Source organism: Paenibacillus sp. JT31N7 (genome assembly GCF_059692095.1).
In genome coordinates, this window is sequence record NZ_JCAUAT010000002.1 from 223,687 (window position 1) to 238,838 (window position 15,152).

Annotated in this window: 15 protein-coding genes; 4 read left to right on the forward strand and 11 right to left on the reverse strand. The window is 55.6% G+C overall.

The window, feature by feature from the left end:
- Together AC58P5_RS11250 and fucU are read right to left on the reverse strand one after the other, a co-directional pair.
- On the reverse strand, positions 1-1,791 hold the full coding sequence (locus tag AC58P5_RS11250; RefSeq protein WP_497386410.1) for an L-fucose isomerase: 1,791 nt from the start codon (positions 1,789-1,791) through the stop codon (positions 1-3).
- Positions 1,792-1,856: 65 nt separating this feature from the next.
- A complete protein-coding gene (gene fucU / locus AC58P5_RS11255) occupies positions 1,857-2,282 on the reverse strand; it encodes an L-fucose mutarotase (protein ID WP_497386412.1) in 426 nt (141 codons plus the stop codon).
- A gap of 125 nt (positions 2,283-2,407) precedes the next feature.
- Between fucU and AC58P5_RS11260 the strand changes: the two genes are divergently transcribed.
- Positions 2,408-3,418, forward strand: a complete 1,011-nt coding sequence (locus AC58P5_RS11260; protein WP_497386414.1) for a LacI family DNA-binding transcriptional regulator — start codon at positions 2,408-2,410, stop codon at positions 3,416-3,418.
- Between the two features lie 14 nt (positions 3,419-3,432).
- Here the strand turns inward: AC58P5_RS11260 and AC58P5_RS11265 are convergent, their stop codons facing one another.
- The gene (locus tag AC58P5_RS11265; RefSeq protein ID WP_497386416.1) at positions 3,433-4,488 is read right to left on the reverse strand and encodes a CotH kinase family protein; all 1,056 of its coding nucleotides are present in this window, start codon (positions 4,486-4,488) and stop codon (positions 3,433-3,435) included.
- Positions 4,489-4,611: 123 nt separating this feature from the next.
- Positions 4,612-5,055, reverse strand: coding sequence for a hypothetical protein (locus AC58P5_RS11270; RefSeq protein ID WP_497386418.1), 444 nt, complete (start codon positions 5,053-5,055; stop codon positions 4,612-4,614).
- Between the two features lie 393 nt (positions 5,056-5,448).
- On the opposite strand from AC58P5_RS11270, the gene AC58P5_RS11275 reads away from it, so the two are divergent.
- Positions 5,449-6,120, forward strand: coding sequence for a DUF6897 domain-containing protein (locus AC58P5_RS11275; protein ID WP_497386420.1), 672 nt, complete (start codon positions 5,449-5,451; stop codon positions 6,118-6,120).
- 166 nt (positions 6,121-6,286) lie between these two features.
- Positions 6,287-6,955: a YwrJ family protein gene (locus tag AC58P5_RS11280; RefSeq protein ID WP_497386422.1), complete on the forward strand. Its 669-nt coding sequence runs from the start codon at positions 6,287-6,289 to the stop codon at positions 6,953-6,955.
- A gap of 182 nt (positions 6,956-7,137) precedes the next feature.
- Here the strand turns inward: AC58P5_RS11280 and AC58P5_RS11285 are convergent, their stop codons facing one another.
- The 3 genes from AC58P5_RS11285 to AC58P5_RS11295 are packed head-to-tail and all read right to left on the reverse strand — an operon-like array spanning position 7,138 to position 9,514.
- Positions 7,138-8,004, reverse strand: a complete 867-nt coding sequence (locus tag AC58P5_RS11285; protein ID WP_497386424.1) for a MetQ/NlpA family ABC transporter substrate-binding protein — start codon at positions 8,002-8,004, stop codon at positions 7,138-7,140.
- Positions 8,005-8,063: 59 nt separating this feature from the next.
- Positions 8,064-8,732 (reverse strand): methionine ABC transporter permease, encoded by a 669-nt coding sequence (locus AC58P5_RS11290; RefSeq protein WP_497386426.1) that lies wholly within the window; start codon positions 8,730-8,732, stop codon positions 8,064-8,066.
- Positions 8,729-9,514, reverse strand: coding sequence for a methionine ABC transporter ATP-binding protein (locus tag AC58P5_RS11295; RefSeq protein ID WP_497386428.1), 786 nt, complete (start codon positions 9,512-9,514; stop codon positions 8,729-8,731). Before AC58P5_RS11295 ends, AC58P5_RS11290 begins: the two co-directional genes overlap by 4 nt.
- 276 nt (positions 9,515-9,790) lie before the next feature.
- On the opposite strand from AC58P5_RS11295, the gene AC58P5_RS11300 reads away from it, so the two are divergent.
- Positions 9,791-11,137: an LLM class flavin-dependent oxidoreductase gene (locus AC58P5_RS11300; protein WP_497386430.1), complete on the forward strand. Its 1,347-nt coding sequence runs from the start codon at positions 9,791-9,793 to the stop codon at positions 11,135-11,137.
- A 434-nt stretch (positions 11,138-11,571) separates the two neighbouring features.
- Here AC58P5_RS11300 and cysK read toward each other — a convergent pair whose 3' ends face one another.
- The 4 genes from cysK to AC58P5_RS11320 form a co-directional block, all read right to left on the reverse strand.
- A complete protein-coding gene (cysK, locus tag AC58P5_RS11305; RefSeq protein ID WP_497386432.1) occupies positions 11,572-12,537 on the reverse strand; it encodes a cysteine synthase A in 966 nt (321 codons plus the stop codon).
- Between the two features lie 28 nt (positions 12,538-12,565).
- The gene (locus AC58P5_RS11310) at positions 12,566-13,129 is read right to left on the reverse strand and encodes an OsmC family protein (protein ID WP_497386434.1); all 564 of its coding nucleotides are present in this window, start codon (positions 13,127-13,129) and stop codon (positions 12,566-12,568) included.
- Between the two features lie 187 nt (positions 13,130-13,316).
- A complete protein-coding gene (locus AC58P5_RS11315; protein WP_497386436.1) occupies positions 13,317-14,642 on the reverse strand; it encodes an LLM class flavin-dependent oxidoreductase in 1,326 nt (441 codons plus the stop codon).
- Between the two features lie 25 nt (positions 14,643-14,667).
- Positions 14,668-15,150 (reverse strand): DinB family protein, encoded by a 483-nt coding sequence (locus tag AC58P5_RS11320; protein ID WP_497386438.1) that lies wholly within the window; start codon positions 15,148-15,150, stop codon positions 14,668-14,670.
- Between the last annotated feature and the right edge of the window lie 2 nt (positions 15,151-15,152).

Consider the following 15,152-nt stretch of genomic DNA (forward strand, 5'->3'; position numbering starts at 1 on the left):
TTATTTATACAAAGGGCCGAAGTTAGCGCACGCGCGGAAGTCCGCCGCTTCTTCATCCCGGGTCCCGAAAGAGCTCCACACGCGCGGCCGGAATAGGTTCTTGTCATCGACATTGTGCATGGAAACGGGAATTCTCAGCATAGCCGCCAGGGTAATGAGGTCGGCCCCGATGTGTCCGTAGCTGATAGCGCCGTGATTGGAGCCCCAGTTGTCCATCACCGAATAGACATCGCGGAACGAGCCTTCCCCTGTCAGGATCGGCGCAAACCAGGTCGTCGGCCACGTGGGATCGGTCCGCTTATCCAGCGCGTCGTGCACGTTATCCGGCAGATCGACCGTATAGCCCTCGGCAAGTTGAAGCACCGGACCGAGGCCCTTCACCAGGTTGATCCGGGACATCGTGACGGGCATTCCGCCCTTCGTCAGAAAGTCCGACGAGTAACCGCCGCCCCGGAAATACTCAACGGCCGCGGGCCGCCAGGACGTTTCGCCGAGGCATTTGTCCACCTCTTCCTCCGTAATCTCCCAATAAGGCTTCAAGGCGGGCGCTCCGTCCCGGGACTGCTGCCCCGTACCGTCCAGTGCAGCCGAGCCGGAATTGATGAGATGGAGAACCCCGTGCTCCGCGGCTCCTTCCAGCGTATACCCCGTTACCCGCTTCACCGATTCGGGACTCCAGTACGTGCGGACATCGGCGAAAATTTGGGCGGTGTGCGTCAGAAGGTACCCCATCAGCATCGCAACGCCGTTCAAACTGTCGTTCTCGGTCGCCACGAGATAAGGCGCTCTTCTTCCGTTCCAGTCAAAGGAGCTGTTCAAGATCGCTTCCATGAAATCCCCGTTCGGGAAGTGATCCGTCCAGTGGCGCTGTCCCTGGAAGCCGGATAAAATCGCGTTATGCCCCAGCGCTTCCTCGCCGAAACCGAGATCAGCCAGCTTCGGATTCCCGGTCATCAGGTCGCGGACAATCAGGGACATTTTGACGACGGTTTCCCAGTCCTTGTCTTTACGTTCCCGCGACGTTTGAATGGCCGCAGGATTGTTGTCGGGCCCCTCCTTGCAGTTGTCCTTCACCCAGGCGAGAGCGAGCCCGAACTCCTCCTTGTCGTATATCTCTTCTTCCATCCGGCGGACCAGCTCCGACATATCCACGTATTCATTGCGCATGCCAAGGTAATTCTGGAACAGCTCCTCGCTGACGATCGAACCCGCAATTCCCATGGAAACGGAGCCGACCGACAAGTAGGACGTTCCTTTCATCACCGCCACGGCCAGAGCCGCCCTTGCAAAACGGAGCAGCTTCTCCCGCACGTCTTCGGGAATGTCGGCCGTGCCCGCGTCCTGCACATCCTTGCCGTAAATACCGAACGCCGGAATTCCTTTCTGCGCATGGGCCGAAAGAACGGCGGCCAAGTAAACGGCGCCCGGACGTTCCGTCCCGTTAAAGCCCCAAATGGCATTCGGAATGGAGGCGTTCATATCCATCGTCTCGGTTCCGTAGCACCAGCACGGAGTCACGGTGACGGATACGCCCACACCCGACCGGGCGAATTTGTCCGCAGCCGCAGCCGCTTCCGCCACGCCGCCGATACAGGTGTCGGCAATGACGCATTCCACCGGCGTTCCGTCGGGATAGCGCAAATTACCGCTGAGCAGGGCGGCGGCAGCCTTTGCCATGTTCATGGTCTGTTCTTCAAGCGACTCGCGCACCCCTTTGCGGCGTCCGTCGATGGTCGGACGGATACCGATTTTCGGAAAAGGCCGGCTCCATCTGTGTTCACGGTTGTTCATTTGATCTTCCTCCTTATTGAGTTATCGCTAAACCACCTTGTAAAAAAACACCTTTCACAGACACGTCACGTAACGACGCCTTTCCTTAAAATAACGTTGGCATATAAAGCGCTTTCACTAGTGGCGGCAATCGCATAGGCTTCCTTAGCCCGTTCATAGAACGCGAATCGTTCCAGCTGACCGATTCGGGCTTCCGGCAGATGCCTTCCGATCACTTCCCCGTACGTCTCCCAAATCACCGGCTGAACCGGATCGCCCGGAACGACTGCCATAAGCGTAACCGGCTGACTTCCATATGTATCTAGCGGAAACAAGGCAAGAACCGCTTCCAGCAGTTCGGGCACGCCGTGTCCATCGCAGCGGACCAGACGTTTGGCATGGCTCGCCGCCGGGAAGTTGCCGTCCCCCAGAACGATTTCATCCCCGTGGCCCATTTCCATCAGCACTTTCAGAAGCTCCGGCGAAAGAATGGACGGAATTCCTTTCAGCATCAAGCGTCTCCTCTCTGTTTTTTAATTAGAGTTACCGATAACACAAAATTAACAGCTGCCTCTCTTGCTGTCAACGGTTTTCTTTTATACAATAAACTCACTCAAGCATGAAAAGGTGATAACGATTGATTACAATCTATGATATAGCCGAAAAAGCAAATGTCTCCGCCATGACCGTTTCCAGAGTTATCAATAACTCCGGAAGAATCAGCGAGGCGACACGCAAGCGCGTGCGCAAGGTGATGGAGGAGCTGAATTATATCCCCAACTCCATGGCCCGCGGCCTCGTTCTGCAGAAAACGAAGCTGCTGTCGCTGCTGATTACGGATATAACGAATCCTTTTTACACCACGATTGCGCGGGGAGCCGAGGATACGGCGAAACGGTCCGGCTACAAGCTTCTATTCGGCAACAGCGACGAGAATTACGGCAAGGAAAAAGATTACGTGGAGATGATCCTCTCCACACGGGTGGACGGCGTCCTGTTCGCGCCTACCGGAGACGCCTCCCTTGAGCAGCTCCGGCAGCTGCAGAAGCACGGGATTCCGTTCGTGATTCTGGACCGTGAAGTGCCCGGGATCGAAACGGATGTCGTCCTGGGCGACAGCAAAGAAGGGGCGAGAAAGCTTGTCGAGCATCTGATCGGACTCGGGCACCGGCGTATCGCTCTGGTCAATGGCTCGCCCGATGTTTCCACGGCCCGGCTCCGGTATACCGGTTACCGGGAAGCTCATCTGCTCGGCGGACTGCCCCTCGACGAAAGCCTGGTTGTGTCGCTGAACTACCGCGAGTTTCAGGACGAGGCCGCGCTGCAGGCGCTGCTCTCTCTTCCTTCCCCGCCAACGGCGATTTTTGCGGCAAACAACTTGCTTGCCGTGGGGATTATTCAGGCACTCCGTCAGAAAGGTTTGTCCGTGCCGGGAGACGTGTCGGTTGTCTGCTTCGACGATTTCGGTCCCGCCGAGACTGTCAATCCTTTTCTGACCGTAGCCTCCCAGCCCGCGTATCAGTTCGGGGCCCTCGGCATGCAGCTTCTGATCGAACGGATCGAGAACGGTCCCGGTTCCGAAAGCCGCAAAATCATGCTGCCCTCCGAACTTCTTATCCGCTGCTCGACCCGTACATGGGACAAGTGAGCCCCCGGACTGGTTTATAACAGCCGGATTCCTTCCTGTATATCTTTCCGCCGGTCCTCGATATACTGCGCGATCACGTCGGGCTCCGACCGGAACAAGGACAGACTTGTTTGACGGCCGGGGTCCTTGTATACATCCCGGGCAATGCGTCCGTGCATCTCATACACAACGGGCATGATCCGGTCCTTCGTAAATACCGTGCCCGTAAGCTGTTTCAAAAGTGCCTTGTACCGCTGGCGCGCCTCCTTGCTTTCCAGCACTTTTTCGGTCAAGTCGTTATACCCGGTGATCTTCACGAGATTACTGTTCACTCTTTTCCCGTAACAATTGCGTCCCCAGGTGCCTTCATAATCCCACGGAATCATCCGGTACTTCCGGGTCGGTTTGTGCTCGTAGATCGCATAGTTATGCTCGAAACCGTCATAATTTCCCGTCATCACAGCCCCGGCCAGCCACCGCAAGTAATTGTCCAGATCCACGTGCTTCCCCAGAAAAGCCTTCAGCCGGTCTCCTTTAAGCGCATGCAGGGATTGAATGAACGCATTCATCTTCTCCCGGTCCTGACCCGTCCCGATAATGAGGTCGTATCCGGCAAACAAGGTCTTCTTGCGCTTGCGGGTATCCGGATCTTTCAGTGAAAAATTCGCCCAGTCGTTGCTCGCGTACATAAGAGACTTCATAAGAATGCCCCTCCGCCGGAAAAAAGACCGCTTAACCGCCTCGATAAGCACATACACGCCTTCGTTTCTGCCGTCGATCGTCAGCACGACATGGCGGGTATGCGGACTCGGCACGCCGATCATCCGGAAAAAACGGAACGACAGCGCGTTGCGGATCAGCGAAGGATCGTCGTATTCGGCATTCAGGTGATAGGTCCTGCCCTTCATCCGGATTTCATACGATTTTTTCGCATATTCGCGGGTATGCCCGCCCCGGTATCCGATCCGGATAGGCACGCTGCTGCTCCCGTCCGATAAAATCGCCGGTACGAACCGGCTGCTCCATACGTTTTTCCGGAGTTTACGGTCCTCGCCGGATCCGACCGTTATATGAAAATGAGGAAGCGACATGAGATTCTTCCGCCTTTCGCTATAAGAAAACAGCCTATCCGTCAGGATAGGCTGTTCTTGCTACGTTACCTTATGCGAAATGCAGGCGCGGCGGCACGGCGGTTGCCGCTTTTTGCTTGCTTCTCATCCGGTGCGGACGGACTGCTTAACAGCCTCTCGCTCTGCCCCCGGTACGCCCCCCTGTCCGGTTGCCTCCTGTACGGCCATGCGTACGGTTACCTCCTGTACGGCCGTGCGTCCGGTTACCTCCTGTATGACCATGCGTACGGTTGCCTCCTGTATGACCATGCGTACGGTTGCCTCCTGTATGGCCGTGCGTCCGGTTGCCTCCCGTGTGGCCGTGCGTACGGTTGCCTCCCGTGTGGCCGTGCGTACGGTTGCCTCCCGTGTGGCCGTGCGTCCGGTTGCCGCCTGTATGGCCGTGCGTACGGTTGCCACCTGTGCGGCCTCCCGTACGATTGCCTCCTGTATGGCCGTGCGTGCGGTTGCCTCCTGTACGGCCTCCCGTCCGGTTACCTCCTGTGCGGCCTCCCGAGCGGCCATGCGAACGATGTCCGTGCGAGCCATGAGGTCCTTTCAAGCTTGTAACAGCCTGAGTTTGCTCGTCGCTGGCCCACCACTCTTCGAATAAATCCGGAAATTCTGTCATGTGATGTTCCTCCTTCTCTTAAGATAGTACATCTTATGAAGGACCTTTCCGGTTGGTATGGTTATTGATACACGCTTGTTTGAATTGAGAGTTTATCCACTAGCATTTGTTCTAGCACCACTAGCGGAATCAAAAAAAAATAGATAGACAACCAGTACCGTTTCCTATCCGGCACATATACATAGATACCAGATAGAGCTAAATGACAAATGAAAGGAGGCGATGACCTCACAGTGCCGGCAAGCAATAGAAAGAAGTGCATGAGCAAGCTTTCAAACCACAAACCAACAACTCGAGAGGGGAACACCAACATGTCTGTTAACGAACTGGGTTACGTTGTGAATCTGATTGGAGAAGAAGTTAAAATCAACCGGGGCGGCCCCGATTCCGTAACGGGAAAGCTGATCAATGTTCATACCGACTATTTAACGCTGCAAACTAATGAGGGTATCGTTTACATTAACGCTTCCCATATCAAAAGCGTAACGGAAAGCGCGGGAAAAACCGAATATCCGAGCTACACGCAAGTCATTTCAGCGTACGATTTCCAGGAGCTGCTCAAAAAATTCCATCAGAAATACGTTAGAATCAACCGCGGCGGCCCCGAAAAAATCGAAGGCGTCGTCGCTGAAGTGAAACAAGATTACCTTGTATTGGTAGTGAACAACGAAGTCGTCCGGATTGCGCTTTTCCACATTAAAAGCATCGGCTCCGCTTCGTCCAACAAAAGCGGCGGCAATCAAAAGAACCAAAACAAAAGCGGCGGCAAATCCACGGGCAACCAAACCCGCGGCAACCAAACCCGCGGCAACCAGACCCGCGGCAACCAGACCCGTGGCAACCAGACCCGCGGCAACCAAACCCGTGGCAATCAAACCCGCGGCAATCAAACCCGCGGCAACCAGACCCGCGGCAACCATTCTCACCGCAATCACACAAGAGGATTCACAGGCAGCGGCAACCCGTTCCGTTTATTTTTCTAAATTTGTGAACAGTCCCTCGTTCCAGTCTCCCCCGATTCAAAAAACGGCGGCCGTTCACCGGCCGCCTCCACCTTCCATTTTTACGGAACATTCAGGATGTCAGCGTCTCTTTAATCAGACATGCTGTCCTTGAAATTTTTGCAGGACAAGGAAAGGAGGAAATGCGATGAAGCTTCTGCACTCTTTCCTGGGTAAACTTGTCGACGTCGGCTTATCCGGAAAAAAACTGCCCCTCCGGGGTTCCCTTATAGATGTGGGCAACGATATTATCGTTCTCCACAACGGAAGCCAGTTCACTTACATTCCGACTCTACACCTTCAATACATGACCTTGGCGGAAGATCCGAACGCTGCCGCCGATCCCGTTCCCCAGCCTGAACTTCCCTTCGACCATTCGGAAATCGCTTACCGGAAAATTTTAATGAATGCCAAAGGCATTTTCAGCGAGATTTCAATCAGCGGCTCTCAGTCTTTGCACGGGTACGTCACGAGCATTATGAATGATTTCTTCGTGTTCTTCTCTCCCGTTTATCGCACCGTATACATTTCCCTGGAGCATGTGAAAAGCATAACCCCCTATATTTCCAATACTACGCCCTATTCCCTGGGTCAGGACAGGTTTCCCCTTCATCCGACGGGTACGACGCTATCGAGAACCTTCGAGCAGCAGCTCAAAAAACTGGTCGGCGAATTAGTCGTCTTTAATCTGGGAGAGGCCCCTAATAAAATCGGCCGCCTTAACGTTGCGGAAAACAACATGCTGGAGCTTATTACGGCAAACGGCCAGCAGCTCTTTATGCACATGAGCCATGTCAAATCGGTTCATCTGCCCTAATCCCCTTTGACCTACAGTCGCGTATAACGCGGCTTTTTTAACAGGAGCTTTCGGCTGAAATCCGCGGCGATACCGAGTATTCCTGCCGGTCTGTTTGCAGCCGCTAAAAAAGACGCCGCAGCCTGAAATATACAGGTCTGCCGCGTCTTTTTTCGGACATACGATTAGGTTCTCAGCCTCGGCTAAAAAGCGGGGACAACGGCAACGCCGTATTTGTCCTGGATAAATTTCTTCACTTCCGGTCCGGTAAGCGCCGCATCGAGCTTTTTGATCTCGTCCCGGCTCTCATCGCCTTTGCGGACTACGATCACATTCGCGTAAGGAGAGTTGGCGTCCTCCCGGAACAAGGCCGATTTGGGATCGAGCTTGGCTTCCAGGACGAGATTGGTATTAATAATCGCACCGTCCAAATCCGGTAGCGCCCTAGGCAGAGTGGCGGAGTCCGTTTCGAAAAACTTCAGATTTTTCGGATTATCCGCGATATCTTTGGGCGTGGCCTCGTAAGTGGTTAGTCCCTCTTTCAGCTTGATAAGCCCCTGCTGCTGCAGGAGGACCAGCGCCCGGTATTCATTGGAGGGATTGTTCGGAATGCCGATCTTCGCGCCGTCTTTGATCTCGTCCTTGGATTTCAGCTTGCTCGAATAAAATCCGATGGGTTCCACATGAACCTTGGCGGTCACCGCAAAGTCAAAACCTTTCTCTTTCTTGACCGAATCCAGGTACGGCACGTGCTGGAAATAGTTCGCGTCGATCTGTTTGTCTTTCAAAGCCGGATTCAACTGGCCTTCGTCATCGAACACTTTAATGTCCAGGTTGATTCCCTGTTCTTTCAATTTCGGTTTTACGACTTCCAGGATCTCCGCATGCGGAACGGCCGCTGCCCCTACCGTAAGTTTCACCTCTTTGGCGGGTTCTTTAGACGCTCCCGGCGTACTGCCGTTTTTTTCCGAGGCGGTTACTTCTCCTTTCCCTTGGCTTCCGCACCCGGCAGCCGTCAACGTGACAGCCAGCAGAATGGCGGCAATAGCGCTTAATCGTTTATGTGTCATGGAATACGCCTTCTTTCTTTTATGTAATGAATAGAAATCATTTGAAACGGGCAGACGGTTTATTCCAGTTTGTAGCGTTTGCGGATGACCGATTTGGCGATGGAGTCGCCGGACCACTGGATAATCTGGACGATTAGAATAATGAGAATAACCGTGGCAATTAGGATATCTTCCCGGAACCGCTGGTAACCGAACCGGATGGCGAGGCTGCCGAGGCCTCCCGCGCCGATGGCGCCCGCTACTGCCGTAAATTCCGTGATCGCGATGACGCCGATCGTGACCGCCCGGATCAGGGCCGGAAGCGCCTCCGGAATCAGCACGCGGAGTATGATGGTCCATGGCGAGGCGCCGACCGATTTGGCCGCTTCGATTTTGCCGGAGCTGACCTCTTTCAGCGAATTTTCGATAATCCGCCCCAGAAAAGGGGCGGCTCCGATCGAAAGGGACACAATCGCCGCCGTCGGTCCCAGTGTCGTGCCGACAATGAGCCTGGCCAGCGGGAGGAGCAGCACGATCAGAATGATGAACGGCAGGGACCTTACCGCGTTGATCGCGGTGCCGATCACTTTATTCAGCTTTGGGGCCGCAAGAATGCCGCCTTTTTCCGTAACCACCAGAGTGATGCCGAGCGCGCTGCCCAGCAGGAAAGCGAACAGGGAAGCCCAGACGACCATGAAAAGCGTCTCCTGCAATCCTTCGACCAGCAAATCGACCAAATCGTCTCTCATATGCCTGCCCCCGCTCCTTCCAACACCATCCGTTTGCTGCGGTAATGGTCGATAATGCTGACGAATCTTCTTGCGGTATCGCTCTCCGGCTGGAGAAAAAATTTATCCACGGTTCCGGTCTCTACAATTCTACCTTTTTCTATGACCGCCATATTGCGGCAGATGTGCTGGAGAACGTCCAGCTCGTGCGTGATCAGCACAATCGTCAAATTCAGCTGGCGGTTAATGTCTTTGAGCAGCTCCAGCGTGGAATACGTCGTTTGCGGGTCGAGCGCCGAAGTGGCTTCATCGCTCAGCAGCACATCGGGTTCGTTCACAAGCGCCCGGGCAATGCCGACCCGCTGCTTCTGGCCTCCGCTGAGCTGGGACGGGTAGACGTTCTCTTTGTCCCCCAGCTGCACCAGATCCAGAATCTCTCTCACTCTCTCGGCCAGAAGCGGTTTGGGAATGCCCGCCACTTTAAGAGGGAACGCCACGTTCTGGAACACGGTTTTGGAATCGAGCAGATTAAACTGTTGAAAAATCATGCCGATTTTACGGCGGGCCATCCGCAGTTCCTTCTCGCCCAGGTCGGTGATGCGCAGCCCCTCGATTTCCACCGTGCCCGAATCGGGCTCCTCCAGCCGGTTGAGGCAGCGGATTAATGTGGATTTCCCCGCCCCGCTAAATCCGATGATGCCGAAAATATCCCCCTTTTGTATGCGCAAATTGATGTTTTCCAGGGCCGTTACGGGTCCGCTGGCGCTTTTGTACGACTTGGTCAGATTTTCTACGAGAATCATGTGCTTACACCTGCCCGGAAATTTTTTCAATAAAAAAAACCAAGCCCATCTTACCGGCCGTCCGGTAAAGAGCTTAGTTTCCAGCTATCTGGTCAACTAACGACTTATGAAGTTATTTCCGACTAAACCAATGTCTTTTGTTTAATTTATCTCAGCTTTCCCCTCTTGTCAACCGCTTTTGAGAATAAAAAACGAGGATTGACGGCCTCCGACGCTTGATGATAATGTTTAACATATTATTCCTATGAAATAACTAGGTTATAAGGAGGAACCCCCTTGACAGCCAACAGACAAATCAAGCTATCCGCCTACCTCGTGGGCACCGGAATGCATGTCGCCTCGTGGAAACATCCGAACGCGCAGCGAAGCGCAAGCATCTCCATCGATTATTACAAAGCGCTCGCCCAAACGGCCGAACGCGGCAAGTTCGATATCGCTTTTATTGCGGACAGTCTCGCCATCAACGAGGATTCCCATCCGAATATCCTGAACCGTTTCGAACCGGTTACCCTCATTACGGCGCTTGCGGGCGCCACATCCAAAATCGGCGTTGTCGCTACCGCCTCCACGTCCTACATCGAACCGTTCAATCTGGCACGTTCACTGCTATCCGTCGATCAGATCAGCAAAGGCCGGGCCGGCTGGAATATCGTGACGACACGCGATCTGTCCGGCAGCACGGCCCGGAACTTCGGAGCGCAGGATCATCTGGAGCACGGCTTCCGTTACAAAAGAGCGGAGGAATTCGTCGAGGTCGTGACGGGGCTCTGGGATTCGTGGGAGGACGATGCCTTCGTTCAGGACAAGGAAAGCGGCGTTTTCTTCCATTCGGATAAAATGCACCGCCTTAACCATCAAGGCGAATTTTTCTCTGTCGAGGGGCCGCTGAATATCGCGCGTTCCCCCCAGGGGTATCCGGTGCTGGTGCAGGCAGGGACCTCCGAATCCGGCCAGCAGTTTGCCGCCAAGCGGGCGGAAGTGATTTTCTCCATCAAGTACAGCAAGCGGGAAGCCCGGGAATTTTATGACACGTTCAAAAGCAAAGTCGCCTCTTTCGGCCGGTCACCCGACGAGGTCGTCATTTTGCAGGGGATTTTTCCGGTGATCGGTTCAACCCAGGAAGAAGCCGACGAGAAATACAGGCAGCTCGAATCGTATATTTCCGAGGAAACGGGCTTCAGCTTCCTGCAAGACTATTTCCCCGGTGTCGATTTCGCGGGCTTGACGCTGGAATCGCGTGCCGCCGATGCGGGTCTGGACCGCATCCAGCCGGACAAATCCGATTACCGGAAGCACCAGCCCGTCATCACCCGGGAGAATCCGACTCTCCGTGAAGTCTACTCGCTTCTTACGGGCTCTTTCAGCCGGGAAGACTGGGTCGGAACCCCGCAGAAAATTGCGGATACGCTCGAAGAGTGGTTTACGGAGCGCGCAGCCGACGGCTTTATGCTCATGGCCCCGCTGCTGCCGGACGGACTTCACGATTTCGTGGAGGAAGTCGTGCCGCTTCTTCAGCAGCGAGGGCTGTTTCGCACGGAGTATGAGGGCGATACGCTCAGAGAGCACCTCGGTCTTCGCGTGCCGAAGAACCGCTATGCCCGGGCGGAAGTATCCCGCCCATAGGCGGGCACTCGCGAGCGGCAGGAAGGCGCCGTCAGCCGCACCTTGCGGCACATATACGCAGCCGCAAACGGCACACCGAAAAGGAGCCCTTATAATCCGGGCTCCTTTTCAGTGTGGGCTCGACGCGATCTTGTATACTCGCTTGGATGCGTGCGCGCTTGCTGTATGTTCTTGATGCTCGCGGTGCTTATGCTGCTTGCAATGCTCTTAATGCTCGCGGGGCGTATGCTGCTTGCTACGCTCTTGATGCCGGCTTTAATGCGTACGCGCTTCGCTGCGTGAATGACCGTCGCTTCGGCACCTAAGCGGTTCGCTGTCACGTTGGAGCGTGTTTGCTTCTCTGCGCCTCGCCCGGTCGTGGTGACATTCGCTGCGTTCAAGCCCCCGCTTCCCGTCGATGCGGAGACCAGCTAACGGTAAAACGGAAGCGCGGGTCATCCATCGTAAAGCCCCGTGCTTAAATATCGCTCCCCCGTATCGGGAGCGATGCAAAGCACCTTCTTCCCTCTCCCGAGCCTTTCAGCGATCTTAATCCCCGCCCATACGGCCGCTCCCGAGGAAGGGCCGAGAAGAAGCCCTTCCCGGCGGGCAAGCTCTCTGGCCGTCTCATGCGCGTCCTCGTCCCCGATCTGCAGCACCTCGTCGTAAAGCTGCGTATTGAGGACCGGCGGAATAAAGCTGGGACTGATTCCCGGGATACGGTGAATCCCGGGCTCTCCGCCGGAGAGTAGAGGCGAACAGCGCGATTCGACGACATAAATGGGCAAATCCGGCAATCTGGATTTAAGCGCCTCCCCCGTGCCCGTTATCGTGCCTCCGGTGCCCGAGGCAGAGACGAATGCGTCCAGCCTTCCCTGCATCTGCTCCCATATTTCCGAAGCGGTCGTAAACCGGTGAACGTCGGCATTGCCGGCATTCTCGAACTGGACGGGAACGAAGCTGCCGGGAATCCGGCTTTCCAGCTCCCTGGCCCTGCGGAGGCCGCCCTCGATCTTTTCTTCCGCCGGGTAGAGGACGACTTCCGCCCCATACGCCTGCAGAATTCCCGCCCGCTCCGCCGACATGTTATCGGACATGACCACGATAAGCTTGTAGCCTTTGACGGCCGCCACCATCGCCATGCCGATGCCCGTGTTACCGCTGGTCACTTCGATGATCGTTCCGCCGGGGAGCAGCCTGCCGTCCCGTTCGGCCTGTTCGATCATGTGCCGGGCCGCCCGGTCTTTTACGCTTCCGCCGGGGTTGAACGATTCCAGCTTGACGTAAAGATCGGCGTCGTTCTCACTCAACATCCGCCGGATACGGACGACCGGAGTATCCCCGATCAGCTCCAGTACGCTGCCCGCCATTGCGTGGCTGTGTCCGGCACCCTCAACCTCTTCCCGGTCTCTTGCAGACATGAGAGATGCCTCCTCCCGGATCGTGATGTCAGCTTCCGATCGTCACTTCTCCCGCCTCGCCGCTGCCGGAAGAATGCAGAACCTTGCCCGTTATTTCCTGCGGTCTCTGCAGCAGATTCAGGATGGGACAGACTTCCTCGACTCCCCGGTGAAGCTCGGCGATTTCTTCCTTGGAAGCGGCCGATTCGATATGCATGGTGTAGCGGATGTTGTGAGGCCAGAAGGGGATCTCCTCGTAACCGTCTTTTCCGGCGAACTTGTGAAGCTCGCCTTCAACTTCCACCTCCAGAGATTCCAGCGGAACTCCGCGCAGGGCGGCCTGAATCAGCGTGATATGCGTCAGGCAGCTTCCGAGAACGCCGAGCTGAATCTCCGCCGAATTCGGTCCGAGGTCGAATCCGGCAAAATCCGGCAGGCTGTCGCTAAGAATCTGGAAATTCCGGATACGGATTTCCCTTACGCCGCTCCGGTCCTTGGCTCTTACCTTCGCCTTCAGCACGTCCGAAGGCTGATTCGCGACTCGTTTGCGCTCCTCTTCGCGCTCCTCCAGAGACTTCTTTTTGGCGGCCAAATAATCGTTTAACTGGCTCATAACGCTCACTCCCGTTCCCATGGATTGAACTGCAGTTCCCTACCTAGCCCCGCCCGCCCTATAGAATCCCTTCAGAACGGGTCAGGTTACGATCGCCTGACGAGCGGACTCCCCGCCCGCGGCACGGATCTCACACGCATGCTCTACGCAATAGCGCAGCAATACAGCCAAACTCTATTAATCAGGCTTACACCGTCTCCGGCTGTTTCGTATACCGGTTGGCCGGTACCGGCAGCCCGAGGTTGCCCCGGAGCGTATCGCTTTCGTACTCCGTGCGGAAAATTCCGCGCTCCTGCAGGATCGGCACCACATGATCCACGAAATCCTCCAGGCCGTTCGGTACGGCGGCGGAAAGCATAAAGCCGTCCACGGCGCCCGCTTCGAAATACTCCTGGATGAGATCCGCAACCTTCTCCGGCGTTCCGACGAAGCGGCCTTTGGGCGTAGCGGCCTGCAGAGCTACCTGACGAAGCGTAAGGTTTTTCTCTTTCGCTTCCTGCTTGATTTTGTCCGTCCCGCTCTGGAAGCTGTTCTTGCCAAGATCGCCGAGATCCGGGAACGGCTCATCCAGCGGATACCGCGAGAAATCGTGATGCTCGAAGAACCGGCCCAAATAATCGAGCGCCGTCTCGATCGTCACGAGATCCGCAACCTCCTGATATTTGCGTTCCGCTTCCTCCTCAGTCGATCCGATAATCGGCCCGATACCCGGGAAAATAAGCACTTCGTCCGGCGAGCGCCCGTGCGATGCGGCCCTTTCCTTCACTTCCTTGTAGAAACGGACGGCGTCCTCCAGGCTTTCCTGCCCGGCGAAAATGGCGTCCGCCACTTTAGCCGCATAGTTTTTGCCCACTTCGGAGGCTCCCGCCTGGAAAATAACCGGCTGCCCCTGTCTGGAACGGGCAATGTTCAGCGGTCCCCGGACGGAGAAAAATTCTCCCCGGTGATCCAAGGTGTGCAGCTTCTCGGGATCGAAAAACACGCCGGACTCCTTATCCCGGACGAATGCGTCGTCTTCCCAGGAGTCCCAAAGCCCTTTCGTCACTTCCAGGTATTCTTCCGCGATTTTGTAGCGCAGATCGTGCTCGGGATGCGGCTTGCCGTAGTTTAACGCGGAACCTTCGAGCGGAGAAGTGACGACGTTCCATCCCGCGCGCCCTCCGCTGATGGCGTCCAGGGAAGCGAACTGCCGGGCCACCGTAAACGGTTCGCTATATGAGGTCGACAACGTGCCGACGAGGCCGATATGCTTGCTCACGGCCGCCAATGCGCTCAGAACCGTAATCGGTTCGAAGCGGTTCAGGAAATGCGGGATCGACTTCTCGTTGATATACAAGCCGTCGGCGATGAAAATCAGATCCAACTTGCCCGCTTCCGCCTTCCGCACCCATTTTTTGTACAGCTCGAAATTCACGCTCGCGTCCGGCTGCGCATCCGGGTGTCTCCACATGGCCGGATTTCCGCCGACACCGTGCAGAAGCGCGCCCAGCTTTAACTGTCTTTTTTTACTCATGATCCTTCCTCCCCTTCCGCTTTTGTTACACCGCCGCTATGGCCGATTTGATCCGCTCGATTTGCGCCAGATGGATTTGCACGTGCGCCGTAAAAGCATTCACAACAGACGCCAGGGTGACGGTCTCCCCTTTGAAATTAACACCGGTTTTCTCCCAGTCCTTCTCCGTCAACCGCCGGAACAAAACCGCGTTGTAATGCAGCAGTGCCGCATAAGCGTCTAAAATATCGGAAGCGCTGCTTTCGTTCGCCCGCTGTCCTTCCACCCACGGGTCCTGCGCGAATCCCGGCAGGATCTTATCCGAGCCCGCCAAAATTTCGCGGATGCGGAACGAGACCACGATATTGTGGTCGGCCAGATGCGCCAGCACCTCCGTAATGCTCCATTTTCCGGGTGCTTCTTTCCGCTTAAGCTGCTCTTCGTCCAGTTTATCGACCGCCAGTTTCAATTGATTGTAAACCGATAAATAAAGTTGGATATCGACGTTTAAAATGCCGGAACCGCTCATTT